Annotated in this window: 25 protein-coding genes, 1 tRNA gene and 2 pseudogenes; 16 read left to right on the plus strand and 12 right to left on the minus strand. The window is 67.1% G+C overall.

What is annotated here, in order from left to right:
• Positions 1 to 63: 63 nt before the first annotated feature.
• From ACX9NE_RS11635 to ACX9NE_RS11645, 3 genes are read left to right on the plus strand one after another with little or no spacing between them, the layout of a single operon-like run.
• On the plus strand, positions 64 to 1,029 hold the full coding sequence (locus ACX9NE_RS11635; protein ID WP_459361650.1) for an alpha/beta fold hydrolase: 966 nt from the start codon (positions 64 to 66) through the stop codon (positions 1,027 to 1,029).
• The gene (locus ACX9NE_RS11640) at positions 1,026 to 2,213 is read left to right on the plus strand and encodes an LLM class flavin-dependent oxidoreductase (RefSeq protein ID WP_459361649.1); all 1,188 of its coding nucleotides are present in this window, start codon (positions 1,026 to 1,028) and stop codon (positions 2,211 to 2,213) included. Before ACX9NE_RS11635 ends, ACX9NE_RS11640 begins: the two co-directional genes overlap by 4 nt.
• Positions 2,213 to 3,226, plus strand: coding sequence for a zinc-binding dehydrogenase (locus ACX9NE_RS11645; RefSeq protein WP_459361648.1), 1,014 nt, complete (start codon positions 2,213 to 2,215; stop codon positions 3,224 to 3,226). The genes ACX9NE_RS11640 and ACX9NE_RS11645 overlap by 1 nt, the downstream gene beginning before the upstream one ends.
• Positions 3,227 to 3,248: 22 nt before the next feature.
• Here the strand turns inward: ACX9NE_RS11645 and ACX9NE_RS11650 are convergent, their stop codons facing one another.
• The 3 genes and pseudogenes from ACX9NE_RS11650 to ACX9NE_RS11660 form a co-directional block, all read right to left on the minus strand.
• Positions 3,249 to 3,533, minus strand: coding sequence for a WXG100 family type VII secretion target (locus ACX9NE_RS11650; RefSeq protein ID WP_459361647.1), 285 nt, complete (start codon positions 3,531 to 3,533; stop codon positions 3,249 to 3,251).
• Positions 3,534 to 3,565: 32 nt separating this feature from the next.
• A pseudogene (locus ACX9NE_RS11655) lies at positions 3,566 to 3,861 on the minus strand (WXG100 family type VII secretion target).
• Positions 3,862 to 3,935: 74 nt separating this feature from the next.
• On the minus strand, positions 3,936 to 4,853 hold the full coding sequence (locus ACX9NE_RS11660; protein ID WP_459361646.1) for a PE family protein: 918 nt from the start codon (positions 4,851 to 4,853) through the stop codon (positions 3,936 to 3,938).
• 195 nt (positions 4,854 to 5,048) lie between these two features.
• Between ACX9NE_RS11660 and ACX9NE_RS11665 the strand changes: the two genes are divergently transcribed.
• Positions 5,049 to 5,402: a hypothetical protein gene (locus tag ACX9NE_RS11665; RefSeq protein ID WP_459361645.1), complete on the plus strand. Its 354-nt coding sequence runs from the start codon at positions 5,049 to 5,051 to the stop codon at positions 5,400 to 5,402.
• A 52-nt stretch (positions 5,403 to 5,454) separates the two neighbouring features.
• Here ACX9NE_RS11665 and ACX9NE_RS11670 read toward each other — a convergent pair whose 3' ends face one another.
• Together ACX9NE_RS11670 and ACX9NE_RS11675 are read right to left on the minus strand one after the other, a co-directional pair.
• Entirely contained in the window at positions 5,455 to 6,699 is a 1,245-nt protein-coding gene (locus tag ACX9NE_RS11670) for a PPE family protein (RefSeq protein WP_459361883.1), read from the minus strand.
• Positions 6,700 to 6,704: 5 nt separating this feature from the next.
• On the minus strand, positions 6,705 to 7,004 hold the full coding sequence (locus tag ACX9NE_RS11675; RefSeq protein ID WP_459361644.1) for a PE family protein: 300 nt from the start codon (positions 7,002 to 7,004) through the stop codon (positions 6,705 to 6,707).
• Positions 7,005 to 7,761: 757 nt separating this feature from the next.
• On the opposite strand from ACX9NE_RS11675, the pseudogene ACX9NE_RS11680 reads away from it, so the two are divergent.
• Together ACX9NE_RS11680 and ACX9NE_RS11685 are read left to right on the plus strand one after the other, a co-directional pair.
• Positions 7,762 to 8,398, plus strand: a pseudogene (locus tag ACX9NE_RS11680) (transposase); the annotation flags it as partial.
• Between the two features lie 9 nt (positions 8,399 to 8,407).
• Positions 8,408 to 9,121: an SIMPL domain-containing protein gene (locus ACX9NE_RS11685; RefSeq protein WP_459361643.1), complete on the plus strand. Its 714-nt coding sequence runs from the start codon at positions 8,408 to 8,410 to the stop codon at positions 9,119 to 9,121.
• A gap of 4 nt (positions 9,122 to 9,125) precedes the next feature.
• Here the strand turns inward: ACX9NE_RS11685 and hpt are convergent, their stop codons facing one another.
• The 4 genes from hpt to dacB are packed head-to-tail and all read right to left on the minus strand — an operon-like array spanning position 9,126 to position 13,115.
• Complete coding sequence (gene hpt / locus ACX9NE_RS11690; protein WP_459361642.1) at positions 9,126 to 9,701, minus strand: hypoxanthine phosphoribosyltransferase; 576 nt, start codon at positions 9,699 to 9,701, stop codon at positions 9,126 to 9,128.
• 38 nt (positions 9,702 to 9,739) lie between these two features.
• Complete coding sequence (tilS, locus tag ACX9NE_RS11695; protein WP_459361641.1) at positions 9,740 to 10,699, minus strand: tRNA lysidine(34) synthetase TilS; 960 nt, start codon at positions 10,697 to 10,699, stop codon at positions 9,740 to 9,742.
• Positions 10,678 to 11,694 (minus strand): zinc-dependent metalloprotease, encoded by a 1,017-nt coding sequence (locus ACX9NE_RS11700; RefSeq protein ID WP_459361881.1) that lies wholly within the window; start codon positions 11,692 to 11,694, stop codon positions 10,678 to 10,680. Before ACX9NE_RS11700 ends, tilS begins: the two co-directional genes overlap by 22 nt.
• A gap of 32 nt (positions 11,695 to 11,726) precedes the next feature.
• A complete protein-coding gene (gene dacB, locus ACX9NE_RS11705) occupies positions 11,727 to 13,115 on the minus strand; it encodes a D-alanyl-D-alanine carboxypeptidase/D-alanyl-D-alanine endopeptidase (RefSeq protein WP_459361640.1) in 1,389 nt (462 codons plus the stop codon).
• Positions 13,116 to 13,206: 91 nt separating this feature from the next.
• Between dacB and ACX9NE_RS11710 the strand changes: the two genes are divergently transcribed.
• The 5 genes from ACX9NE_RS11710 to ACX9NE_RS11730 all read left to right on the plus strand — a co-directional run bounded on the left by ACX9NE_RS11710 (position 13,207) and on the right by ACX9NE_RS11730 (position 17,115).
• Entirely contained in the window at positions 13,207 to 13,695 is a 489-nt protein-coding gene (locus ACX9NE_RS11710) for an inorganic diphosphatase (RefSeq protein ID WP_459361639.1), read from the plus strand.
• Positions 13,696 to 13,771: 76 nt separating this feature from the next.
• Complete coding sequence (locus ACX9NE_RS11715) at positions 13,772 to 15,049, plus strand: hypothetical protein (RefSeq protein WP_459361638.1); 1,278 nt, start codon at positions 13,772 to 13,774, stop codon at positions 15,047 to 15,049.
• Between the two features lie 13 nt (positions 15,050 to 15,062).
• Positions 15,063 to 15,764 (plus strand): glycosyltransferase family 2 protein, encoded by a 702-nt coding sequence (locus ACX9NE_RS11720; RefSeq protein ID WP_459361637.1) that lies wholly within the window; start codon positions 15,063 to 15,065, stop codon positions 15,762 to 15,764.
• A 10-nt stretch (positions 15,765 to 15,774) separates the two neighbouring features.
• Positions 15,775 to 16,116 carry a DUF2304 domain-containing protein gene (locus ACX9NE_RS11725; protein WP_459361636.1) on the plus strand — a complete coding sequence of 114 codons (342 nt, stop codon included), beginning with the start codon at positions 15,775 to 15,777 and terminating at the stop codon, positions 16,114 to 16,116.
• A 138-nt stretch (positions 16,117 to 16,254) separates the two neighbouring features.
• The gene (locus ACX9NE_RS11730; RefSeq protein ID WP_459361635.1) at positions 16,255 to 17,115 is read left to right on the plus strand and encodes a phytanoyl-CoA dioxygenase family protein; all 861 of its coding nucleotides are present in this window, start codon (positions 16,255 to 16,257) and stop codon (positions 17,113 to 17,115) included.
• 8 nt (positions 17,116 to 17,123) lie between these two features.
• On the opposite strand, the gene ACX9NE_RS11735 is transcribed toward ACX9NE_RS11730, so the two are convergent.
• On the minus strand, positions 17,124 to 18,068 hold the full coding sequence (locus tag ACX9NE_RS11735; protein WP_459361634.1) for an NAD-dependent epimerase/dehydratase family protein: 945 nt from the start codon (positions 18,066 to 18,068) through the stop codon (positions 17,124 to 17,126).
• Here ACX9NE_RS11735 and ACX9NE_RS11740 point away from each other — a divergent pair.
• From ACX9NE_RS11740 to ACX9NE_RS11750, 3 genes are all read left to right on the plus strand, one after another.
• Positions 18,034 to 19,830 (plus strand): hypothetical protein, encoded by a 1,797-nt coding sequence (locus ACX9NE_RS11740; protein ID WP_459361633.1) that lies wholly within the window; start codon positions 18,034 to 18,036, stop codon positions 19,828 to 19,830. The two genes, ACX9NE_RS11735 and ACX9NE_RS11740, sit on opposite strands and share 35 nt — an antisense overlap.
• 76 nt (positions 19,831 to 19,906) lie before the next feature.
• Complete coding sequence (locus ACX9NE_RS11745) at positions 19,907 to 21,100, plus strand: PE family protein (RefSeq protein ID WP_459361632.1); 1,194 nt, start codon at positions 19,907 to 19,909, stop codon at positions 21,098 to 21,100.
• 30 nt (positions 21,101 to 21,130) lie between these two features.
• The gene (locus ACX9NE_RS11750; RefSeq protein WP_459361631.1) at positions 21,131 to 21,913 is read left to right on the plus strand and encodes an enoyl-CoA hydratase/isomerase family protein; all 783 of its coding nucleotides are present in this window, start codon (positions 21,131 to 21,133) and stop codon (positions 21,911 to 21,913) included.
• 28 nt (positions 21,914 to 21,941) lie between these two features.
• Here ACX9NE_RS11750 and ACX9NE_RS11755 read toward each other — a convergent pair.
• Both ACX9NE_RS11755 and ACX9NE_RS11760 read right to left on the minus strand, forming a co-directional pair.
• Positions 21,942 to 22,017 (minus strand) — tRNA-Thr (locus ACX9NE_RS11755).
• A 23-nt stretch (positions 22,018 to 22,040) separates the two neighbouring features.
• Entirely contained in the window at positions 22,041 to 23,258 is a 1,218-nt protein-coding gene (locus ACX9NE_RS11760) for a DNA polymerase III subunit delta' (protein WP_459361630.1), read from the minus strand.
• 110 nt (positions 23,259 to 23,368) lie between these two features.
• On the opposite strand from ACX9NE_RS11760, the gene ACX9NE_RS11765 reads away from it, so the two are divergent.
• Together ACX9NE_RS11765 and ACX9NE_RS11770 are read left to right on the plus strand one after the other, a co-directional pair.
• Positions 23,369 to 25,018, plus strand: a complete 1,650-nt coding sequence (locus ACX9NE_RS11765; protein WP_459361879.1) for an adenylate/guanylate cyclase domain-containing protein — start codon at positions 23,369 to 23,371, stop codon at positions 25,016 to 25,018.
• A gap of 329 nt (positions 25,019 to 25,347) precedes the next feature.
• Positions 25,348 to 25,660: PE family protein (locus ACX9NE_RS11770; RefSeq protein WP_459361629.1), on the plus strand; the 313-nt coding region annotated here is incomplete at its 3' end.

Consider the following 25,660-nt stretch of genomic DNA (forward strand, 5'->3'; position numbering starts at 1 on the left):
CGGCCCGTCGATTACCACCGGCAGCCTCTTCTCAGTCCGGTGGTGTTGTGATTTGGTGAGACGATGGGCTCATCAACCGAACGGTTAGTTGACACCAACGGTGTGCGGTTGCGGGTGGTCGAGGCCGGGGACCGCGGCGCTCCCGTCATAGTGCTCTGCCATGGCTTTCCGGAACTGGCCTACTCCTGGCGACACCAGATTCCGGTCCTGGCCGATGCCGGCTACCACGTGCTTGCGCCCGATCAGCGTGGCTACGGCGGATCGTCACGACCGGAGGCGATCGAGGCTTACGACATCCATCAATTGACTGCAGACATCGTGGGTCTGCTTGACGATGTGGGCGCCGACAAAGCCGCGTGGATCGGCCATGACTGGGGCGCCATGGTGGTTTGGAACGCGGCCCTGCTGCACCCCGATCGCGTCGCCGCGGTGGCCGCGCTGAGCGTTCCACCAGTGCCGCGCGCGAAGCGACCGGTGACCGTTGCGCTCCGGCGCACGTTCGGCGAGAACTTCTTCTACATCCTGTACTTCCAGGAACCCGGCGTGGCCGACGCCGAACTCAACGGCGACCCCGCCCGGGTGATGCGCCGGATGATGGGCAGCCTGCAACTGACCGGCGACCAGGACGCGGCGCTGCGGATGGTCGCACCCGGACCCGAGGGCTTCATCGACCGGCTCCCAGAACCCCAGGGGTTGCCCGACTGGATCAGCCAGGACGAGATCGAGCACTACGTCACGGAATTCACTCGCACCGGCTTCACCGGTGGCCTCAACTGGTACCGCAACATGGACCGCAATTGGGAGACCACAGCGGAGCTGGACGGCGCGAAGATCACGGTGCCGTGTCTGTTCATCGGCGGGACAGCCGATCCGGTGCTGGCCTTCACTCGCAGCGATCGTGCCGCGGAAGTGATCAGCGGCCCATACCGTGAACTCATGATCGACGCTGCCGGCCACTGGCTGCAGCAGGAACGGCCCGACGAAGTCAACTCCGCCTTGCTGGAATTCCTCAAAGGAGTGAAATGGTGAGTGCACCGATGCGATTCGGCGTCTTCATCACGCCGTTCCACCCAACCGGGCAATCCCCCACGGTGGCGTTGGAATACGACATGGAGCGCGTCGTCGCGCTGGACCGCCTGGGTTACGACGAGGCGTGGTTCGGCGAACATCATTCCGGCGGCTACGAATTGATCGCCTGCCCCGAGGTGTTCATCGCGGCTGCCGCCGAACGCACCAAGCACATCCGGCTGGGCACCGGCGTGGTCTCGCTGCCGTACCACCACCCGCTGATGGTGGCTGACCGCTGGATACTGCTCGACCACTTGACCCGCGGCCGCGTGATGTTCGGCGCCGGACCCGGCGCGTTGCCGTCCGACGCCTACATGATGGGCATCGATCCGGTCGACCAGCGTCGAATGATGCAGGAATCGCTCGAAGCGATCCTGGCATTGTTCCGGGCCGCGCCAGACGAGCGGATCGACCGCCACACCGAGTGGTTCACCCTGCGCGATGCCCAGCTGCACATTCGACCCTATACCTGGCCCTATCCCGAGATATCCACGGCAGCAATGATTTCGCCGTCGGGTCCGCGGCTGGCCGGTGCACTGGGGACCTCGCTGCTGTCGTTGTCGATGTCGGTGCCCGGCGGCTATGCGGCGCTGGAGAACACCTGGGAGGTGGTGTGCGAGCAGGCCGTTAAGGCCGGCAGGTCGGAACCTCGGCGCAACGACTGGCGGGTGCTGAGCATCATGCACCTGGCCGACAGTCGTGACCAGGCCATCGAGGACTGCACCTATGGCCTGCCGGATTTCGCACAGTACTTCGGTGCCGCCGGGTTCGTGCCCCTGTCGAACACCGTCGAGGGCGCACAGTCGCCGCACGAATTCGTCGAAGAGTACGCCGCCAAGGGCAACTGTTGCATCGGCGCGCCCGAGGACGCGATCGCTCACATCGAAGACCTGCTCGAACGCTCCGGCGGCTTCGGCACACTGTTGTTGTTGGGCCATGACTGGGCGTCACCGCAGGCGACCTTCCACTCCTACGATCTGTTCGCGCGCAAGGTCATTCCCCACTTCAAGGGACAGCTCGAAGCCCCGCGGGCGTCCCATGAATGGGCCAGGAACAAGCGTGAGGATTTGATCGGCAGGGCGGGGCAGGCCGTGGTGAAAGCCATCACCGAGCACGTCGCCGAGCACGAAAGCACAGCCCGCTGATGCGCGCGTCGGCACTGCGCGACGGACGGATGGTTTACCGCACCGATGTGCCGGACCCCGTTCCCGGCCCCGGACAAGTGCTCGTCGCGGTCAGGTGCTGTGGAATATGCGGCTCGGACCTACATTTCGCAGCGCACGGCGCTGATGTCGTGGCGCTGAGCAATCGACTCGCCCGGGGTCGCGGAGGCATGGGTCTCGACCTGAGCCGGGACGTCTTCATGGGTCACGAGTTCAGTGCCGAGGTACTCGAGGCCGGACCTGATACGGAGACATATCCGCCCGGAACCCTCGTTACATCGATCCCGGTAGTGTTGTCGGACAAAGGTATTGAGCCAATCGTTTTCAGCAACACCACGCTCGGCGGGTATGCGGAACGCATGCTGCTCTCGGCCCCTCTGCTGCTGCGGATTCCCAACGGCCTGGATGTCAAGCACGCCGCGCTGGCCGAGCCGATGGCAGTGGGGCTGCACGCGGTGAACAGATCCGGGATCGATGTGACCGAGACCGCCCTGGTGATCGGCTGCGGGCCGATCGGCATGGCCATCGTAGCGGCACTGCGGTTGCGCGGAGTGGAAAACATTGTGGCATCTGATTTTTCACCGAAGCGACGGGAACTGGCAGCGACGATGGGTGCCAACAGCACGGTGGACCCCGCGCAAGGCTCACCGTTCGACACGGTCAAGGCCAGAGTCGTGTTCGAGGCGGTCGGGGTGCCCGGGATCATCGACGACATCCTGCAGCGGGCCCGCACGGGTACCAGGCTCGTCGTCGCCGGGGTGTGCATGCAACCCGACACCATCCATCCGTTCTTCGGCATCGCCAAAGAGATCGATATGCAGTTCGTCAACGCCTACACGCCGGAGGAGTTCGCCGACTCGCTGCGCGCGATCGCCGACGGTCACATCGATGTCGCCCCGATGATCACCGGCGAAGTCGGATTGGACGACGTGGGCAGAGCATTCGACGAGCTGGCGGATCCGGAACGGCATTGCAAGATTGTGGTCACACCGTAGCTCTGGACGGAAAGTAAGCCGCTCAGGCCCAGCTGGACCCGACTGCGCTGTCGGTGGTCGCCATGTTGGCGCCCGCGGCCTGCACTTTTTGCCCGTGTGCATTGGCCTGCTCATAGATCACCTGGAAATTGCGGCCCAGCTGGGTGATGAACTCCTGGCACGCAACCGAGCCGGCTCCGCCCCAGAAGTCGCCAGCGGCAAGCACATCCCGAACGATCGCCTGGTGCTCGGCTTCCAGCGACGCGGCCTGTGCGCGGATGGTGGCGCCGTGCGCGTCGACATCGCCGAACTGATAATTGATGGTCATCGGGAACGTCTCCTTTTGTGTGTTAGCTCGGATCAGCTGCTCAGAACCTGCTGCGAGGCCTGTTCTTGCTGCTCGTAGTCGGCCGCGCCGCGAACAGCCCGTCGCTCACGCTGTGCAGCATCGCGACGATATTGTGGAACGCCTGATTCATCTGGCCCATGGTGTCCAGCGAGGTCGCCGCGGCCTGGCCGCTCCAGCCCGCACCCGAGATGTTCTGCGAGGACGCCCCCATCCGGCGTGCCTCGTCTTCAACGGTCTGGGCGTGTGTTCCGAAGCGCCCCGCCATGTCCCGCATCGCGTGCGGATCGGTCATGAATCGTGTCGTCATGTGTCATTCTCCTGGCAGAGTCGCTGAACTTGATATCGATCACGGGTAAGCCGAGCCGTGTCTCCCCCCTTCCGCTAGCCGACAACGCTGGGTAGTAGGGCGCGGGCCGGCAACGCCGTGCCGAACTCCCGCATCTCCATGACCCGCACCGTCTCGGCGGGGATGGCGCGACCCATCATCGGCGCCGCCGCGGGCGCGCCGGCGACTGCACCGGCGTCGCCTGCTGTGGCGGGGGCGACCACCGCGGCCTGCGCCCAACTCGCCGGCACCGAGAGGCGTCCGGCCGTACCAGCCTGGCCCCGTGTCACTGTCGGTGCCAGGCGGTGGACCGGCGTTTCAGGCATGCGCGTCGGCGGCATCGTCACTCTCGGCTCGTGCAGGTTCGGTGCGGCCGGCGTTGGCGTTGGGCGAGGGACAGGTCCCGGGGCACGCATGGGTGCGGCGGGTGCCGTAGCGGGAGCCGGGCCGGCGGGCGTCGCCGTGGGCCGGGCTGTGGGTGTCTCGGCGGGAGCCGGGGCAGCAGGTGCCGGCGCGGGTCTGGCGCCCGGCGCTGTAGCAGGCGACCTACCGGGTGAGCGCGTACCAGTGTTCGTATTGCCGGCGTTGTTCAAGCCCGGACTCATCGGCAGCGAGGTCGGTATGCCCGGGTTGGCGGTCGTGGAAATGCCGGAACCGGGGGCGCCGATGCCGGACAGGCCGGCACTCATCATGTTGGCGGTCTCGGTGGCCGCATACGAGTTGGCACCGACTCCCAGAGCGCTGACGAGCTCCCGGTGGATGGCACTGGCCTGGGCGCTGATGGCTTGGAACAGCTGGCCGTATCCGGCGAAGAATGAGGCGGTGACGGCCGACACCTCGTCGGCTGCTGCCGGGATCAACGCGGTGGTGGGAAGGGCCGCGGTCAGGGCGGCCGCACTGACGTCCGAGCCGATCCCCTCTAACTGTGCAGCCGTCGCCGCGAGCTGCTCAGGCAGTGTGGTCACAAATGACATGTATTTCTCTCCTTTGCGTGAACCGGGTGGCCTGCGCCGGTGGTGGGTTCAACGGGCCGACTATCCGTTCCGAGGAGATAGTGTCGTATTTTATGACTTAATGTCTAGATATTGATTAGAAGTTCTCCAAATGCTCCCGTGACTCGCACCAGCGGACGTTTTGACCGTGTTTCAGCACCGGGTTACGCTGGTGAGATGCCGAGGACTAACGCCGCCGGGTGGGGGTTGAAACGCCTGCTGGAGGCGACGCTGAACCGCGACATCACAGTCGAGCAGCTGCGCGACGCCTGTGGCGTCACGAAGGGTCGCTGGTACGGCGGCGTCGGGCGCGCCAACGCCGACGATTTCCCGGACGCCGAGGAAGCCAGGCGTGCAGCTCACACATTCGGGTTGAGCGCCACCTGGCTTCAGGTCGAACTCGGCCTGATCACCCCCGAAGACGTCCGCGAAGCGCTTTCCGGGTCGCCACAACCGCTGGGTCCATTTCAGGACACCACCCGGCAGCGAGTTCTCAGGCCGGACGCGAAGCTCGAGGGGCCGCGAAACTAGCCGGTCCCCGCGCCCCCTGACGGGAGTGCGGGGACCGGCTTGCCCGCAAAGGCTATCCGCCGGATGGCGGCTGAACCACCATGGTCGGCTTGAATCCGTAACGCGGCGCCGCGAAATTGGCCACGCTACGTCCCGCGCCTGCGCCAGGCACCATCGGCAACCCGCCAAAGGCGCTAGTGGCGGGTTCGGCGGCGGCCGCAGCACCGGCGGTGTTCAGGGCTACTGTGATCGGGTTCGCCGCTCCTGTTCCGGCAGTCCACGAAGCCGGCACCGACAAAGCGCCCGCCTTGGCCGCGCCACCGACGGCTCCGATAATCCCGCCCAGACCGCCGCCGTGCGGAACCGCCGCTGCGGCTGCCGGCAACGCGCTCGCGGCGGCCTCGGCACCGGCTTTGGCGCTCTGCGCGAACATCTTCGGCATTTGTTCGACCAGTCCGACGTAGTCCTTGAACTGCGTCACCATCAGTCGAGCGGGGGACACCCACCTGTTGAACACGTCGAAGGCGAAGCTGCTGTCCAGGGTCGACGACCCGGTGAAGCCCTCCACCACGTCGCCCAGCAGTCCGTTGACGACAATTCCGTCGCCGGTTGAGTTCCAGGTGTGACCCGTCAGACCGAGCGCCGTCAAGGGATCCTTGAGCCAAGGGGCTTCATTGGTCAGGCCGGCCATCCGCATCAACGCCTTGGGTACCTCATAGAGGCCCTGCGCGTTGGCGGCCGAAGTAGTGGCGTTGACGGTTGCGATGAACTGCGAGTACAGCCCGTTAAGGTTGGTACCGACTTGCGTCGGGGTGAATGGTGTCAGCGACGTTGCCTGCGCCGTCGCACCCGAGTAGCCATACATCGCGGCAGCGTCTTGCGCCCACATCTCGGCGTACTGCGCCTCGGTGGCCGCAATCGCCGCAGTGTTCTGACCGAGGAAATTCGTCGCCAGCAGCCCGGCCAGCAGCGTCCGGTTGGCGGCGATCACCGGGGGTGGCACCGTCGCCGCGAACGCAGCCTCATATGCGCTCGCCGCCGCGACAGCCCGGGCACCGGCATCTTGCGCCAGGCCCGCGGTGCTGGTCAGCCATGAAACCTGCGGCCACGACGCAGATGCCATCGCAGCAGCCGAGGTCCCTTGCCACGGCCCGTCGGTCAGACTGGTGATCACTGCGGTGTAAGCAGAGGCCACGGTCTGCAATTCGCCGGCCAGCGATTCCCAGCCCGCTGCCGCGGCCAACATCGGCCCCGATCCCGGGCCCGCATACATCAGTGCCGAATTGATCTCCGGCGGTAGCTGCGCGAAATCCATAATCGGCCCTAACTGACCAGAGCCTGATTAGCGGCCTCGGTCGCCGCGTACGAACCCGCACTGATGCCCAGCGTGGTCGCCAACTGCTCCTGGACCGCCGCTGCCTGGGCGCTGATCTCCTGGAAAAGCTGGGCGTGCGTCGCGAACTGCGAGGCGGCCAGCAACGAAACCAGATCTGACGCGGCCGGCACCACCCCGGTCGTAGGCGCAGCCACGGCTGCGTTGCTGGCGCGCAGCATCGCATTTATGGACAGCAACTCCCCTGCAGCACCAGCCAACTCGTCGGTCTGGGCGAACATGATCGACATGACGTTTTCCTCCTGATATCCCCACAAACAACAACTTCGGCGGCGAACGACCGCGTCGTCGCCCAACCCCCAGCGATCCGACGCCACGTTAGGGCAGACATGCCGGAGCGCCACAGGTCTCGCACAGGCTGTTCATTGTCAAGTTAGTAATTATTCATTTGCTGAGTCATATCCGCAGGATGCAGTACGTAATCTTATGAGTTAAATATTATTCAAATATGATTTGAGTTAGGTATGACTTTGGGAAAGCGGCTTGGCGACCGAGCCGATTTGCACTAGGAAGAAGCGGATTCGCCAGACCTCCACGCGGCAGCTGTGAGGAGCAAGAGCCCGGAACGCCTCGGCGAAGACGACTTGAGACACCGGCCGTCAAGGTCGGCGTTTGTGTTTGTCCAAGCAGCGCACCGTATTCGGGCGTCCCGGGATCAGGGCAAGAGTGTTGCGGCGAGTCGGTGAAGGCATATCGGGACGCGGCGCTCGATCCAGCGCACGCCACACTGGCTGTACCGTAAGGGTTGAGGATCAGTGATGGTCCTCGCACCAATTGGGCGCAAAATCTGCGGTGACGCCACGCCGTAAGTTGATGAGGAATACGTAGGGTCCGGCAGGGCCTGCGGTACTAGCACCGTCAGCAGAGCGTTTGCTGCGGGATTCCTTAACATGCGAGAGGTTCACCGTGACAGTAGCAATGATTAGCACTGGGCGAACAAATGGTCGCCCACCACACGCCACGACGGTTGAACCATGTCATCCGGGTCGAGGGACTAGGGTCAACCGCTTGTCGTGGCGGGTCCATGAACTCGACCCTGCACGCGCGCCGAAAGCCCGCTCGCTTGATCTGGCCAGGCATCGCCGGCTGCTTGGTGACTGGCTGGACACCTAATCGGGCCTGGTGGCCGAGTTGGCCCGTGATGAGCTGGACGACATTAACCGACTGACCGAGCAGATCGACGCGTTGGCCAAGCGCATCGGTGACCGCGTCCGCGTGGTCAAGCCAGTGTTTGTTGGCGATGCCGGGCTGTGGTGAGCTGACCGCGGCCAAAATCGTCGGCGAGGCTGCCGGTGTAACCCGGTTCAAAAGTGAGGCCGCGTTCGCCCGCCATAGTGGTGTCGCACTGATCCCGGTGTGGTCGGGCAATACCGCCGGACGTGTCCGGATGACGCGGTCAGGAAACCGCCAACTTGACGCCGCCCTGTACCGTATTGCGGTCGCCCAGATCCGCCTCCATGGCCTGGGCCAGACCTACTACCGCCACCGCCTCGCCGCGGGCGACTCGAGCACTGAAGCCCTGCGCTGCCTTACACGCCGCCTCGTCCGAGTCGTCGACAACCACCTACACACCGACAACAACAACCGTCAAAAAACTGGCCTACCGGCAGCGGCTTTGACATAGGAGAAACTCATGGCATTCGTCCGCAGTTCGGTCGCCTCCGGCCTGGTTCTCGTCGTGTTGTCCGGTTGCGACTCCCACCCCGCGGCAACCATACCGGGCGTCAATCCGCGTCAGGTGACCGTCATCGGGGCCGGCCAGGCGCAGGGTGTCCCGGACACCCTGACCGCCGACGTGTCCATCGAGTTCACCGCTGCCGAGGTCACCACTGCGATGAACCAGACCAACGACCGTCAGCAAGCGGTGATCAACGCGCTGCTGAGCGCCGGTCTGGACCGTAAAGACATCCGCACCACGCAGGTCAGCCTGCAGCCGCAATACGCCACGCCAGAGTCCACCGGAGCAGCGACCGTTGCCGGTTACCGCGCGACCAACGGCATCGAGATCAAGATCCATCCGACAGATGCCGCGTTCAAACTGCTTGCCCTTGTCGTCAGCACCGGAGGAGACGCCACCCGCATCGGCTCGGTCAACTACTCGATCGCCGACGACTCACAACTGGTCAAGGACGCGCGGGCCCGCGCATTCGACGACGCGAAGAACCGCGCTCAGCAGTATGCCCAGCTCTCCGGGCTGAACCTGGGCAAGGTGCTGTCCATCTCGGAGGCCCCCGGTGCGGCACCGGCGCCCGGGTCGCAACCGGCGCCGCGCGCATCGATGGCGCCACTGGAACCCGGCCGGCAGACGGTGAGCTTTTCGGTGACCGCGGTCTGGGAGCTGACCTGATGGGCTACTGATATACCCGCGGATCCAGGGTGCCGATGTAGGACAGGTCGCGGTAGCGCTCGTCGTAATCCAGGCCGTAGCCGACCACAAAATCGTTGGGAATGTCGAAGCCCACGTACGCGATGTCGACATTGGCGCCCACTGCCTCGGGCTTGCGCAGCAGTGTGCACACCCGCAGCGACCGGGGATGGCGACTGGTCAGGTTACGCAACAACCACGACAGGGTCAGCCCGGAGTCGACGACGTCTTCCACGATCAGCACATCCCGGTCGTGGATGTCGCGGTCGAGGTCTTTGAGGATGCGCACCACTCCTGACGAGGAGGTCGAGGAGCCGTAGGAACTCACCGCCATGAACTCGAACTGGGTCGGCAGCGGGATGGCGCGCGCCAGGTCCGTTACGAAAAGCACAGCGCCCTTCAGAACGGTGATCAGTAGCAGGTCCTGGCCGGTGGTGGCCGCCAGATCCCGGTAGTCCTGCCCGATCTGCTGGCCGAGCTCGGTGATGCGGCGCTGAATCTGCTGCTGGGTGAGCAGCACCGACTTGATATCCCCCGGGTACAGCTCCGCCGTCACGTGCACAGCGTGCCACGCCTACCTGAGAAGAACCAAGAGAGGCGTCAGATCGCCTCCTGACTCAGCGTGAGGATGCCGTCGCGCCGCCCCGCGACCAGGCGCCGGCCCCGCAACCGGGACCCCACCGCCACGCCACCCTGGCCGCGCCAGGTGGTGATCAACGTGTCCACGCCGCGGATCTGCTTGTCTGTCAGTCCGATTGCACCGCCGGCCAACAGCCAGCCTCGGATCACCCGCCGGCGCACCGGCGCCGCCAGCGCGGCGAGCGCAGCGGTATCCAGCCCCGCCCCGGCCGAGACTTCCGGTAGCGCGGCTGCGGCAACGGCGTCGATGAATTCGGTGTCCTCGCGCAACGACGTCGCGGTGCGGGCCAGCGCTTCGGCGACACCACCACCCAACACCTCTTCGAGCAGCGGCAGCACTTCTGCACGCAACCGGGCCCGGGTGAAGCGACGATCGACGTTATGCGGGTCCTGCCAGGCAGTCAGGCCCAGTTCCGTGCACGCGGCATGGGTCACCGCCCGGCGCAACCCAAGCAGTGGCCGACACCATGGCGGGTCGTAGGGACGCATGCCCGCCATCGACCGCGGTCCGGAGCCGCGGCCAAGCCCCAGCAACACCGTCTCGGCCTGGTCGTCCAGCGTGTGCGCCAACAGCACCGGGCCGACTCGGTGCGCCTGCAACGCGCGGTAGCGGGCGGCCCGGGCGGCCGCCTCCGGGCCGCCAGCGGCGGCAACGTGCACCCGAAGCACCATGGCCTCAGCACACCCCAGCGAAAGGGCTTGCGTCCGTGCGTTTTCGGCAACGACGGCAGAATCCGCCTGCAAACCGTGGTCCACGATCAGCGCTACGGTGGGTCGCAACTGCGCCGCAATCGCGATGAGCGCCAACGAATCCGGGCCGCCGGACAAACCCACACACCAATGGTCGGCCTGATCCAGATAGGTCTGCGCGAATTCGTTTACCGCCCTGCGCAGTCGGGCTACAGCACCCGGTCGATCCATCGCTGCGGGTGTTCGATCTCGGTAGGCAGCGGCAGGGTCTCCGGCCCCGTCCAGATTGTATTGAACCGCTTCATCCCGACCCGATCCACCACCTGGTCGACGAAAACCTTGCCACGGGTGTACTGGCTGAGTTTGGCCTCAAAACCCAGCAGTGCCCGCAGCAGTCGCTGCAGCGGCGGCTGCCTGCGCTGACGACGTTCGTCGAACTTGTGGCGGATGGCAGCGACCGAGGGCACCACTACCGGCCCGACAGCGTCCATCACGTGCTCTGCATGGCCTTCCAGCAGCGTGCCCAGCACCAACAACTGATCCAGCGCTTGCCGTTGCGGCTCGGACTGCACGGCGCGCACCAATCCCAGGATCCCGTCGGGACCGGAGTCGTTGCGTCCCCGGTCACGGACGAACTCGGCCAACCGGGCGGCCACCTCGCGGATGTCTTCGGCGGGCTCCTGTGTCAGCAGGCCCAGCGAACTCGACATGTGAGCGGCAATCCAAGGATTGGCGGTGAACTGCACGCGGTGGGTCACCTCGTGCAGGCACACCCACAACCGGAAATCCGACGGGTCGACCTTCAGTTGTCGCTCCACTGCGACGACGTTCGGATACACCAGCAGCAGGGTCCCCGCCTCCGAACTGGTGAACGGGTCATACTGCCCCAGAATGCCGGAGGCCACGAACGCCAGCACGGCACCCGTCTGCGCGCCGGTGAGCCGGCCGGTGATGAAACTGTGCGGCTTGTCTGCGCCGTTGGTCATCGCCCGCATCGACTCGGCGGCGGCGTGGATCCACTCCGGGCGATCCACGATACGAGCGGGCGGCACCGCACCCTCGGTGATCAGACCGGTGACTTCGCGAACCGGCGGCTCGGCCTGTTCAGCCGCTCGGGTCAACTCCTCGATCACCTGGCGCCGGGTGTAGTCAGATGTGACCGGACCACCGCGGGCCAGTTTCTGCCCCACTGTGGCCGCGAACCGCCAGTCCACGGCGTTGCCCATGGTGAGACCGGACGACCGGGACGTCGAAGGACTCACGTCGCACACCCGCAGAACCACAACTTGGTGGCCAGCGCATCCATGGCGTTGCGTCCGTTGGGGCCGGCGTCGTTGGAGATGAACGCGAAGGTCAGCACCCGTCCACTGGCATCGGTGAGGACCCCGACCAGCGAGTTGACCGCGGTCAGCGATCCTGTCTTGGCGCGCAACCAGCCGGCCGGGCCCTGAGTGGTGGACCGGTCCAGGAAGCGTTCACCGAGCGTGCCGCTACCGCCGGCGATCGGCAACAGATCCAGCAGTGCCCGCAACGACGCCTGATCGGGGCCCGCGGCGGCCTGCATCACGCCGTCCAGGGTTCTGGCCGTGAGCCGGTCGTTCACCGACAATCCGCTGGAGTCCACCAGGGCGGCACCGCCGGTGTCGACATGGGCGGTGTTCAGCCGGCTGGTCACCGCGTCGACCGCGCCGGTGAAGCTCTGCGGCCGGTTGATCGCGGCGGCCACCTCTCGTCCGATGCACTCGGCCATCACGTTGTCCGAGGCGTTCATCATCTGCGACAACCGCTGGATCAGCGGCGCCGACTGCACCACCGCCAGTTGCCGGGCACCGGCCGGCGCGGTGGCGATGGTAACCGCGGCCGGGTCCAGGCCCAGGGCAATCGCCAGCTGGCGACCGGCATCCAGTGCGGGAGTCCTGGAACGTCGGGAGTTGACGGTGGTGGGCTGAATACGCCCCGCATCGATCATCGCGGATTCGATGGGCGCGACATCGCCGTTGTCGACGTCGGCCGGGTCCCAACCGGGCGCCAGCAAGGGACCGCTGAACGCGGATGTGTCCACCTGCACAGCCGTGGGGGTCATGCCGCTGCGCCGCACCTGTTCGACCAGGTCGCTGATGCGTGCCGCACCCCGGTACCAGGTCTCCACACCGGGCGGCGCCGCCGACAATGTCGGATCACCCGCGCCCACCAGCACGACTGGACCTTGAGCGGCCTGGCCGGCCGCCACCACCCGGGTGCTGATCCGGGCCTGCCGGTCCAGGGTGAGCAGCGCCGCGGCCGCAGTGAGCACCTTGTTGGTCGACGCCGGCACCATCGGCAGGTCGTCGAGCTGACGCCACAATTCCTTACCGGTGGCGGCGTCAGTGATCCGGCCGCCAAGCCTGCCCAGGTTCGGATCGGCAACCACAGGAGCCAGGGCCGCCGTTACCCCGCCGGGACTCGGCGCGGTTGCGTTGTCTGCCACGGGGCTCACTCCCGCCTTGACCGTCGGGGGCCGGGGCGGCGGGACGGGCGACCGCGCGCTATTGGCGCCGTGCCCTCCCGTGGTGAACAGGACCGCCGCCGACACCACCGCCGCCACGATCGCAAGCACCACCAGCCCAACCAGCAGGTGGGTGGACTTGCGCCAGCGTTTGGGGCCCATGTGGATCGCTGCACTCCTGTCTTTTCGTGTCCCATTCTGCCGAATCACCGGCAAAGCAGTGCCGTGGCACCTGCTCGACTACTGTGTACCCGTGCAATTCGACGTGACCATCGAAATCCCAAAGGGCCAGCGCAACAAATACGAGATCGATCACGAGACCGGACGCGTGCGCTTGGACCGCTACCTCCACACCCCGATGGCCTACCCGGCCGATTACGGGTTCATCGAGGACACCCTCGGTGAGGACGGGGACCCGCTGGACGCGCTGGTGCTCCTACCCCAGCCGGTGTTCCCCGGTGTGCTGATCGAGGTTCGGCCGGTGGCGATGTTCCGGATGGTCGACGAGAAAGGCGGCGATGACAAGGTGCTGTGCGTGCCGGCCGGTGATCACCGGTGGGACCATGTCCAGGACATCGGCGACGTTCCCGAATCCGAACTGAACGACATCAAGCACTTTTTCCAGCATTACAAGGACAACGAGCCAGGCAAGTTCGTTAAGGCCGCCGACTGGGTCGGCCGCAACGAGGCCGAGGCCGAGGTGCAGCGGTCGGTGGAACGGTTCAAGTCGGAAGGACACTGAACCGGCCACGCCGATCAGGGTGCTGACCGTCCGGGTCATTCGCTAACCGGAGGCGCACCCCGCTAGTGTCGCCACGGTGACGGACGGCGCTGGCACCCCGGGAGCCACCGCGGCGTCGGCGGGCCCGGTCGCGCGCGGCAGTGTCGCGCGGGTCGGTATCGCTACGGCGGTCACAGCGCTGTGCGGCTACGCGGTGATCTATCTGGCGGCGCGCAATCTGGCGCCGAGCGGCTTCTCCGTGTTCGGGGTTTTCTGGGGCGCGTTCGGCCTGGTCACCGGGGCTGCAAACGGTCTGCTTCAAGAGACCACGCGCGAGGTCCGCGCGATGCAGTATCTGGCCATCAGGCCCGACCGGCCGGGAGAACCCAGCACCCACCCGCTGCGTGTCGCCGGCACGGTCGGGCTTGCCGCGGCCGTTCTGATCGCGGGTAGCGCAGTCCTGTGGAGCGGGCGGGTGTTCGTCGAGGCGCGCTGGCTGTCGGTGGCGCTACTCAGTGTCGGGCTGGCCGGGTTCTGCGTGCATTCGACGCTGCTGGGCATGTTGGCGGGGGTCAATCGGTGGGGCCAGTACGGCGCGCTGATGGTGACCGACGCGATCATCCGGGTCGCGGTCGCGGCGGCGACCTTCGTGCTGGGCTGGGCGCTGGCCGGCTACCTGTGGGCGACGGTCGCGGGCTCGGTGGCCTGGCTGATCATCCTGATCGCCTCACCCGTGGCGCGCGAAACCGCCCGTGTCCTGACGCCCGGCAGCACCGCGACGTTTCTGCGGGGTGCCGCCCACTCGATCACCGCGGCCGGGGCCAGCGCCATCCTGGTGATGGGTTTTCCGGTCCTGCTGAAGCTGACCTCGACCGAACTGGGTGCCGCGGGCGGTGTCGTGATCCTGGCCGTGACCTTGACCCGCGCGCCGCTGCTGGTACCGCTGACCGCCATGCAGGGCAATCTCATCGCGCATTTCGTCGACGAACGCAGCCACCGGTTGCGCGCCCTCATTTCGCCTGCGCTCCTGATCGCCGGTATCGGCGGACTGGGGGTCCTGCTCGCCGGCCTGGTCGGTCCGTGGCTGTTGCGCGTCGCCTTCGGCGCCCAGTATCAGGCCAGCAGCGCCTTATTGGCCTGGCTGACAGCCGCCGCGGTGGCAATCGCGCTGTTGACCCTGACCGGTGCAGCGTCGGTGGCCGCAGCGCTGCACCGGGCGTATTCGCTGGGATGGGTCAGCGCCACGGTCGCCGCCGGGCTGCTTTTGGCGCTGCCGATCGAGCTACAGACGCGTACCGTGATCGGCCTGCTGTGCGGTCCTGTCGTCGGGATCGCCGTCCATCTGGTCGCGCTCTGGCGCGGCCGACCCGTGTAATTTTGGGCGTGAAATGGCCTCCACAAAGGATTACTCCGACGCCTGGATCATCGTCCCCGCCTTCAACGAAGCCACCGTGATAGGTGAGGTCGTCACCGAATTGCGATCGGTCTTCGACCACGTCGTCTGCGTAGACGACGGCAGCTCCGACGGTACCGGCGAGATCGCCCGGCACGCCGGTGCTTACCTGGTACGACACCCGATCAACCTGGGCCAGGGAGCGGCCATCCAGACCGGCGTCGAGTACGCCCGCAGGCAACCGGGCGCAACGGTGTTCGCGACCTTCGACGCCGACGGTCAGCATCGTGTGGAAGACGTAATCAGAATGATCGACCGGCTGAACCGGGGTGACGCCGACATCGTCATCGGCACCCGTTTCGGCCAGCCGACCGCAAGCCGGCCACCGTTCCTCAAGCGCCTGGTGCTGCAGACCGCCGCGCGGCTGAGCCGTCGTGGCAGGCGGCTGGGACTGACCGACACCAACAACGGTCTACGGGTCTTCAACAAGACCGTCGCCGACGGGATGAACATCACGATGAGCGGCATGAGCCATGCCGCCGAGATCGTCATGATGATCGCCGAGAACAATTGGCGGGTGGCCGAGGAGCCGGTCGAGGTGCTTTACACCGAATACTCCAAGTCGAAGGGACAGCCGCTGCTCAACGGCGTCAACATCATCTTCGACGGATTTCTGCGAGGAAGGATTCGCCGATGAGGACCGCGGCATGAACTGGATCCAGGTGTTGTTGATCGGTTCCATCATCGCGCTGCTGGTGTTCCTGCTGCGCTCGCGGCGCAGCGCACGTGCGCGGGCCTGGGTGAAGGTGGGCTACGTCGTGTTCGTGTTGCTCGGTGTCTACGCGGTGCTGCGACCCGACGACACCACCGTGGTGGCCCAGTGGTTCGGTGTTCGGCGCGGCACCGACCTCATGCTCTACGGGCTGATCATGGCGTTCAGCTTCACCACGCTGAGCACCTACATGCGATTCAAGGACCTGGAATTGCGGTACGCGCGACTGGCGCGGGCAATCGCGCTCGAGGGAGTACAGACGCCCGAACAGCACTAGCTTTGCGTTGCGGGGAGGCTTAGAGTACCGGCATATCCCCCGGACAGCAGGAGTCATCATGTTCGATCCTGACGAAGTCACCACATCAGAAGACGACCGCGACGAAGGCGAGCCCGAAAAGGACCTGCTGCCGGCCTGATGACTCAGGACTCATCGGTCGAGCGCCACGTCGGCGAGATCGACGAGTTCGGCTACACCGTCGTCGAAGACGTTCTCGACGCTGAATCAGTCGTCGCGTATCTGGCGGACACCCAACGGCTGGAACGGGAGTTGCCGACTGTCATCGCCAACTCCACGACGGTCGTCAAGGGTTTGCCGTGGCCCGGCCTGAAGCCGGTCACCAACGCCGATCACGACTGGGTGCGTATCGACAATCTGCTGCTACAGGGCAGCCGGTACGAGGCCCTGCCGGTCCACCCGAAACTGCTTCCGGTGATCGAGGGCGTACTGGGCCACGACTGCCTGCTGTCCTGGTGCATGACCAGCAATCAGCTGCCGGGCGCGGTAGCCCAGCGGCTGCATTGCGACGACGAGATGTACCCGATACCCCGGCCGCATCAACCGCTGCTGTGCAACGCGTTGATCGCCCTGTGTGATTTCACCGCCGACAACGGTGCCACGCAGGTGGTGCCGGGTTCGCATCGCTGGCGGGAATACCCGTCACCGCCCTACCCGGAGGGCAAGCCGATGGAGATCAAGGCGGGTGACGCGCTGATCTGGAACGGCAGCTTGTGGCACACCGCGGCGGCGAATCGGACCGATTCGCCGCGTCCGGCTCTGACCGTCAACTTCTGCGCGGGATTCGTGCGGCAGCAGGTCAACCAGCAACTCAGCATTCCGCGAGAGTTGGTGCGCCGCTTCGAACCCCGCCTCCAAGAGCTGATCGGCTACGGGTTGTTCGCCGGAAAGATGGGCCGCATCGACTGGCGTCCGCCGGCCGACTACCTCGAGTGCGGGGACGAGCATCCGTTCCTGGACGCGTTGGCCGGCCGAGTGTAAAGCCTCGATCATCCAGCGTGCTTGTGGCGGAAGTACTCCACGGTGCGACGCACCCCCGCTTCCAGGTCCACTTGCGGCCGCCACCCCAAAACCCTTGCCGCTAAACCGATATCGAGACACGAGCGGTTGAGGTCCCCCAGCCGCGGCGGGTGGAACTCCGGGTCGTCCGCACCGCCGACGGCCGCGGCCACGGCGGTATGCAGGTCACGGTCGGAGGTCTCGATGCCGGTGCCGATATTGAACCGCTGCCCGCCGCCGGCGTCACCGGACGCCTTGACGAAGGCGTCGACGACGTCATCGACGAACACGTAATCGCGGGTGTTGGAGCCGTCGCCGAAGACCTTGGTGGGCCGGCCCTCCAGCAACGCCTGGGCGAAGATCGCCACCACACCCGCCTCGCCGTGGGGGTCCTGGCGCGGGCCGTAGACGTTGGCGGGCGCGATGTGGGAACAGTCGAGGTCGTAGAGGTGCCGGAACGTGTTCAGGTAGATCTCTCCGGCGACCTTCCCCGCGGCATAGGGGGACGCCGGGTCGGTGGACACGGTCTCTGGCGTCGGGTACACGGGGGGCACACCGTAGATGGAGCCGCCCGAGGAGGTGTGCACGATCTTGCGGACCTGCGCGCGGCGCGCCGCTTCGGCCAGCCGGATGGTGCCGATCACGTTGACCGAGGCGTCGAACTGCGGGTTGGCCACCGAGTGCCGGACATCGATCTGGGCCGCTAGGTGGAACACCACCTCCGGCCGGTGCTCACTGAGGATGGCGTCCAGGTCCGACGTCACGATGTCGGCCTCGGCGAACACGTGTCGGGGATTTTCGGCCAGGTGCTCGATGTTGGTCGCGCGCCCGGTGGCGAAGTTGTCCAGGCCCACCACCGTGTGACCGTCGGCCAGGAGACGGTCGACTAGCGTCGACCCGATGAAACCGGCTGCCCCGGTGACCAGTGCTCGCACCGGCCCACCATACAGAGTCGCGGTGGTGGCAGCCGCCCTGATCGTTGCCCAGCTGGGCGTTCGCGCGGTGCTGGCGTTCGGCGGCTACTTCTACTGGGACGATCTGATCCTGATCGGACGCGCCGGCACTCAGGACCTGTTCTCGCCGTCGTACCTGTTCGACGACCACGACGGACACCTGATGCCGGGTGCTTTCCTGCTGGGCGGGGCGATCATCCGCCTGGCGCCGCTGTCGTGGACCTGGCCGGCCATCAGCCTGGTGGTGCTGCAACTACTCGCGTCGCTGGCGTTGCTGCGGGCGCTTCACGTGATCCTGGGCTGGCGGCCGGTGCTGCTGATCCCCCTGACGTTCGCGTTGTTCACCCCGCTGGGCGTGCCGGGTTTCGCCTGGTGGGCCGCAGCCCTGAATTCGCTGCCCCTGCTGGCGGCGCTGGCTTGGGTGTGCGGCGACGCCGTGCTGCTGGTCCGGACCAACGATCAGCGCTACGCGGTTACCGGCGTGCTGGTCTTTTTCGGCGGCCTGCTGTTCTTCGAGAAGGCCGCCGTGATCCCCTTCGTCGCCTTCGCGGTGGTGGCGCTGCTCTGTCATGTGCAGGGCGACCCGGCCGCGCTGCGAACTACGTGGCGAGGCGGCATCCGGTTGTGGGTGGCGTCGCTGGCCCTGACGGCCTGCTGGGTGGCGCTGTACCTGCGGGTGGTCAATCAGCGGCGCTGGAGTTCGGATCTGGGGATGACGTGGGCGCTGCTGCGCCGGTCGATCACCCACGGCATCGTGCCGGGTCTGGCGGGCGGGCCGTGGGACTGGGCGCGCTGGGCGCCGGCCTCGCCCTGGGCCACCCCGCCCGCGGCGGTGATGGCGCTGGGATGGGTGGTTCTGCTTGCAGTCCTTGCGGTTTCACTTTTCCGTAAGCGACGGATCGGGCCGGTGTGGGCGACGGCGGCGGGTTATGCGGTCGCCTGCCAAGTGCCGATCTATCTGATGCGCTCGTCGCGGTTCACCGCACTCGAACTGGCACAGACGCTGCGCTATTTCCCCGACCTGGTCGTCGCGCTGGCCCTGCTGGCCGCCGTCGCGCTCACAGCACCCAATCGCGAGTCGTCGAAATGGCTGGACGCATCCCGGGCACGCACCGCGGCGGCGTGCTGCGCGGTGCTGATGTTTCTGGCCAGCAGCCTGTACTCGACGTCGACGTTCCTCCGGTCGTGGCGAGACAACCCGGCCGAGCCGTATCTGCAGAACGCCCGCGCCGGTCTGGCCGCCGCCGACGCCCCGCTACTGGATCAGGAAGTGGACCCCTTGGTGCTCCAACGCGTTGCCTGGCCGGAGAACCTGGCCAGCCACCTGTTCGTCCTGCTGCGGGACAGGCCCGAATTCAGCTCGGCGACAACGCAATTGCGGATGCTGAACAGCAGAGGTCAGCTGGTCGACGCGCGGGTGACCTGGGTCCGGACCATCAGCCCCGGTCCCGTCCCGAACTGCGGCTACTTCACCCAGCCCGACCGGCCGGCACGCCTGGTCCTGGACGGGCCGTTGTTACCGGCGGATTGGACCGTGGAATTGAACTACCTGGGCAACACCGACGGATCGCTGATGCTCGCCCTGTCGGACGGCCCCGAGGTCAAGGTGCCGGTGCGCCCGGGGCTCAACCGGGTCTACGCCCGGCTACCCGGCGCCGGCGACGCCATCACGGTGCGCGCCGCCACCACGGCTCTCTCCTTGTGCCTTGCGTCAGGACCGGTGGGATTCCTGGCGCCGCTCTGAGCCGTCGGGATGAAACGTTGCGGCCGGCGATCCCGATACGCTGATTGTCAATCAGTCGGCGGCCGGGAGGGCAGCGTTGTCGAACCTTGTTGCGGTTCCGGAGCTGATCACCTCGGCGGCAGGCGATCTGGCCGACATCAGGTCGATGCTCACGGCTGCCAACGCGGCCGCCGCACTGCCCACCTCAGCCGTGGCCGCCCCCGCCGGTGACCAGGTTTCGGCCGCGGTGGTGGCGGTGTTCTCCGGGCACGCACGGCAGTACCAGGCGCTCAGCGCCCAGGCCGACGCGTTTCATCAGCGGCTTGTGCAGTTGTTGGCCTCGGACGCCAACGCGTATGCGGCCGCAGAGGCCACCAACGCCGGAGCGCTGCAGCCGGTGCTCGACGTGATCAACGCGCCGACTCAGGCGTTGCTGGGACGTCCGATGATCGGTAACGGCGCCGATGCGACGACACCCGGCCGCGCCGGCGGGGCCGGCGGGTTGCTGCTCGGCAACGGCGGCAGCGGTGCGGCCGGCGGGGCCGGTCAGCCCGGCGGCGCCGGGGGAGACGCGGGATTGATCGGTAACGGCGGTATGGGCGGTGTGGGTGGCAGCGGAGCGGCCGGAGGCGCAGGCGGCAGCGGCGGGTGGCTGTTGGGTAACGGCGGCCGCGGTGGACTGGGTGGGGCCGGTGGCATCGGCGGCGCCGGCGGTACGGCGACGCTGATCGGTTTCGGCGGGGCGGGCGGGGCAGGCGGCATCGGCACGCTGAGCGGAGCCGGCGGCGATGGCGGTGCCGGCGGCCGCGGTGGATTGGCGTTCGGCGGCGGCGGATACGGCGGTGACGGCGGGCTGGGCGGACCGGCAGGTGGTAGCGGGGTGGGCGGCAGCGGCGGCAACGGCGGGGCGGCAGGCGCCGCCGGACTGCTGTACGGCAACGGCGGGGCGGGCGGTTTGGGCGGTCAGGGCGGCACCGCGGCAGGCGTGGCGGGTGGCGTCGGCGGGGACGGTGGTGCCGGTGGCAATGGCGGGAACGCCGGCTGGGTGGGTACCGGAGGGAATGCCGGTGGCGGCGGCGCGGGCGGACTCGGCGGCGTCGGCGGTTCCGGCGGCAACGGCGGCAACGGCGGGGTCGGCGGATCCGCCGAAGTTCTCGGCACCGGCGGCAACGGCGGCGCCGGCGGAGTGCCCGGTCCACCCTTCGGAACAGCCGCCGGTGGGACGGGCGGGCCCGGCGGCGCCAAGGGTGTGATCTTCGGTGCGGCCGGGTTGCCCGGTCCCAATGGCTGAAGGATGCGCGTGTGGATAGCATCCCAGGTCATGACTGCCTACGAGACCCTCGACTTCGTGCAGGACGGCTCGGTCACGCGCATAGCGCTCGACCGGCCGGACGCCGCGAACAGCATCAACGACGTCATGGCCCGCGAGCTGATGGATGCCGCAAGCCGATGCGATACCGCCGAGACGAAAGTGGTGCTACTGAGCGGCAAGGGCCGGTTTTTCTGCGCCGGCGGTGATCTGAATGCCATGGCGCGCTCGCCGCTGGGCGCTGGCCGATTCGTCAAGGGCCTTGCCGACGACCTGCACCGAGCCATCTCGACGTTCGCCCGCATGGACGCCGTCTTGGTGGTGGCGGTGAACGGCGCTGCGGCCGGGGCCGGTTTCAGCCTCGCGCTGATCGGTGACCTCGTCGTGGCCGCCGAATCGGCGTCCTTCACCATGGCCTACACCAAGGCGGGGCTCAGCCCCGACGGCAGTTCGTCGTACTACCTGCCGCGGCTCATCGGAGTACGGCGCACACAGGAGTTGATGCTGACCAACCGACGGCTGTCCGCGACCGAGGCGGCGCGGTGGCACCTGGTCACCGAAGTCGTGCCCGACCATCTGCTGACCGACCGCGCGGACGCCCTGGTCGACGAATTCAATTCTGCAGCAAGGCTTTCCAGCGCTTCAGTCAAGAAGCTGCTGCTGATGAGTTTCACCAACGGTCTGGAGGAGCAGATGGAGACCGAGGGCCGGATGATCTCGGCATGCGCCACCGGCCGTGACGGACAGGAAGGCATCGACGCGTTCCTGACCAAGCGCCGCCCCGAGTTCGCCTGAACGAGCTACTACGGCCAGAGCCGAAAAATGGAGCCGCCTAGGAGAATCGAACTCCTGACCTATTCATTACGAGTGAATCGCTCTACCGACTGAGCTAAGGCGGCGTGCCTTCGCGGGCGGCACGAGTCTAACGCAGTTCCTGCCCGATGGTTGCGACCATGGCGTCCACCGCGAACTTGGGCTTGACGTTGATCGCCAGCGCTTCACGGCATGCCAGGACGGCCTCGATGCACCGCAACAACCGTTCGGGTGTGGCGTGTCCGGCCAGCGCCGCCACCCGCTCAACCATGTCGGGATGGTTGGCCCGAACCTGGCCCGCGTTCGCCGACACGACCAGCGCATCGCGGAAGTACGTCGCCAGGTCGATCAGCGCGCGGTCCAGCGCGTCACGTGAGGCCCTGGTCTGACGGGATTTCTGGCGTCGCTCCAGATCCTTGATGGCACCCGCGGCGCCACGCATCGCCCCCGCCGCACCTTTGCCGGTGCCGCCCGCTCCCAGAGCGGTTCGCAGCTCTTCTGTCTCGGCGTCGGCCCGTCCGGCGGTCAGGGCCACCGCCTCGGCCTCGGCCGCCGCCACCAGCTCCTCCGCGGCAAGGTAGGCGCGGGCCGGACGCGCCGCGTCACGGACCAGCTCCAGCGCCTGCTCCCGGCGCTGCCGCGCATCCGGATCGGTGGCCAGACGCCGCGCCCGACCCACGTGGCCGCCGCTGACGGAAGCCGCCCAGCCGGCGGTGCCGGCGTCCAGTCCGTCCCCGTCGATCAGCACCTGGGCGATTGCTTCGGTGGGCGGCGTCACCAGGGCCACGTGCCGGCACCGGGAGCGCAGCGTGATCGCGATGTCTTCCGGGTCCACCGACGGGGCACAGAGCAGGAAAACCGTCGACGGCGGCGGTTCCTCGACGACCTTGAGCAGGGCGTTTCCCGCACCTTCGGTCAGCCGGTCGGCGTCTTCGATCACCACGATCTGGTGGCGGCCGGTGGTGGGCCGCCGCGACGCGACCTGCACGATGCCCCGCATCTCGTCGACGCCGATGGACAGGCCTTCCGGGATCACCCGCCGAACGTCCGCGTGAGTACCCGCCATCGTCGTCGTGCAGGCGCGGCAGCTCCCGCACCCTGGCTCGTCCTGCGACGTGCACTGCAGCGCCGCCGCGAAGCACAGTGCGGCCACCGAACGGCCGGAACCCGGCGGGCCGGTGATCAGCCAGGCATGTGTCATATTCCCGAAGCTGGCGGCTGCGTGACTCTGATCACTCCCGGCGTCACCGCGCGCGGACCTGGCGGCGGCGAGCAGCTCGGCTTCCACCGCCTGCTGGCCTACCAGCCGCGAAAACACTCCGGTCATCATCGGCCACAGTAGTGAGGGCTTCCGACAGAGACCTATCAGCATCCGTTTTGCGACAAATACGTGATCTTTGGGCAACTTTCGCGCACGTCGCGCGACTTGCCCGGGATATTCTAAGTTTCCGACGAGTCCCCGGTGACCGATACGGTGGGTGCGTGACCACGGTAGCGACACTCCCCCGGCGAATCAGCGCATTCGTCCGCTGGGTGGTGCGCACGCCGTGGCCGGTGTTCTCACTGAGCATGCTGCAGGCCGACATCATCGGGGGTCTGTTCGTGCTGGGGTTCCTACGGTACGGCCTGCCGCCGAACGACCGGATCCAGCTCGGGGATCTACCGCCGCTGAACGTCGCGATCTTCATCAGCTCGGTGATCTTCCTGTTCTTCGCCGGGTTCGCGTGGAACCTCAAGCTCCTGGTCCCGGTCTTCCGCTGGCAACGCCGCGACAACCTGCTGGTCGAAGCCGACCCGTCGACCACCGAACTGGCCCGCACGCGGGCGCTGCGCATGCCCTTCTACCGAACGCTGACCAGCGCGGCGTCCTGGGCGGTGGGCAGCGTGGTGTTCATCATGGCCAGCTGGTCGGCGGCTCGCCAGGCTGCGCCGGTGGTGGTGGTCGCCACCGCGCTGGGCGCCACCGCGACCGCGATCATCGGCTACCTGCAGTCCGAACGGGTGCTGCGGCCCGTCGCCGTCGCCGCGCTCCGCAGCGGCGTGCCGGAAAGCGTGCGGGCGCCGGGCGTCATCCTGCGGCTGATGCTGACCTGGGTGCTGTCCACCGCGGTGCCATTGCTCGCCATCGTGCTCGCGGTGGCTTCGGACAAGATCGCGCTGCTGCATGCTGCGCCGGAGAAGCTGTTCAACCCCATCCTGTTACTGGCGCTGGCGGCGCTGGGCATCGGGGCCGCCAGCACTCTGCTGGTGTCCATGTCCATCGCCGACCCGCTGCGGCAGCTCCGTTGGGCGCTCTCGGAGGTGCAGCGCGGTAACTACAACGCCCACATGCAGATCTATGACGCCAGCGAGCTGGGCCTGCTGCAGTCCGGCTTCAACGACATGGTGCGCGACCTGTCCGAACGGCAGCGGCTGCGCGACCTGTTCGGCCGCTACGTGGGCGAGGACGTGGCTCGGCGGGCACTCGAGCGCGGTACCGAGCTGGGCGGGCAGGAACGCGACGTTGCCGTGTTGTTCGTGGACCTGGTGGGTTCCACCCAGCTGGCGGCGACGCGACCGCCCGTCGAGGTGGTCCACCTGCTCAACGAGTTCTTCCGGGTCGTGGTCGATACGGTCGGGCGGCACGGCGGATTCGTGAACAAGTTCCAGGGCGACGCTGCACTGGCGATCTTCGGCGCCCCGATCGAGCACCCCGACGGTGCCGGTGCCGCGCTGGCCGCTGCCCGCGAGCTGCACGACGAGCTGATCCCGGTGCTGGGATCCGCGGAGTTCGGCATCGGCGTCTCGGCGGGCCGCGCCATCGCCGGCCACATCGGCGCGCAGGCCCGCTTCGAGTACACCGTCATCGGCGACCCGGTCAACGAAGCCGCTCGGCTCACCGAGTTGGCGAAACTGGAAGAGGGCCACGTGCTGGCCTCGGCGATCGCGGTCAGCGGCGCGCTGGACGCCGAGGCACTGTGCTGGGACGTGGGTGAGGTGGTTTTTCTGCGTGGTCGCGCCGCGCCCACCCAGTTGGCACGTCCGCTGAACCTGGCTGAGCCCGAAGTGGAATCGAGCGACGAGGTTTCCAGCGACGTACGCCGCTAAAACTTCGAGGTGTGGACGCCCGCAGTGCCCTTTTGCTCCCAGCGATCCGATCGCCTGCGCCACCATGTCGATTTCGACTTGCGCGCCGGTGATGATGTCGGCGTAGACGCCAGCCGGTCCTGTTCGATCTGCTCGAGTAGCGGGGCTCCGACGACCGCGATGACGCGCGCCCGCACTGCGCCGGCCCGAGTGGTCCGGCAGCTTTCTGGAATCCCGTTCAAAGTCATGCCCGCAGGAGCATGATGAAGTCCTATCGATTGGTCAATGGTGACCAGGCTATCGATGTCCGCATGGCCGCCTTCCAGTCATGAAGCACTGGGAGGTATGAGATGTCGTATGTTATCGCGGTGCCGGACGCACTGGCGGCGGTGGCTTCGGATTTAGCTGGTATCGGGTCGGCGCTCGGCGCGGCCACCGCGGCCGCGGCCACCCCGACAACGGCGGTGCTGGCGGCGGGCACCGATGAGGTATCGGCGGCGATCGCGGCGGTGTTTTCCGGACACGCCCAGGGCTACCAGGCGCTCAGCGCCCATGCGGCGGCGTTTCATGCCCAGTTTGTGCAGGCCGTGACCGCGGGTGCGGGCTCGTATGCCAGCGCTGAAGCCAGCGCTGCCTCGAGTCTGCAGAATGCGCTTAACGTGC

The sequence above is a fragment of the Mycobacterium sp. ML4 genome, assembly GCF_054515735.1.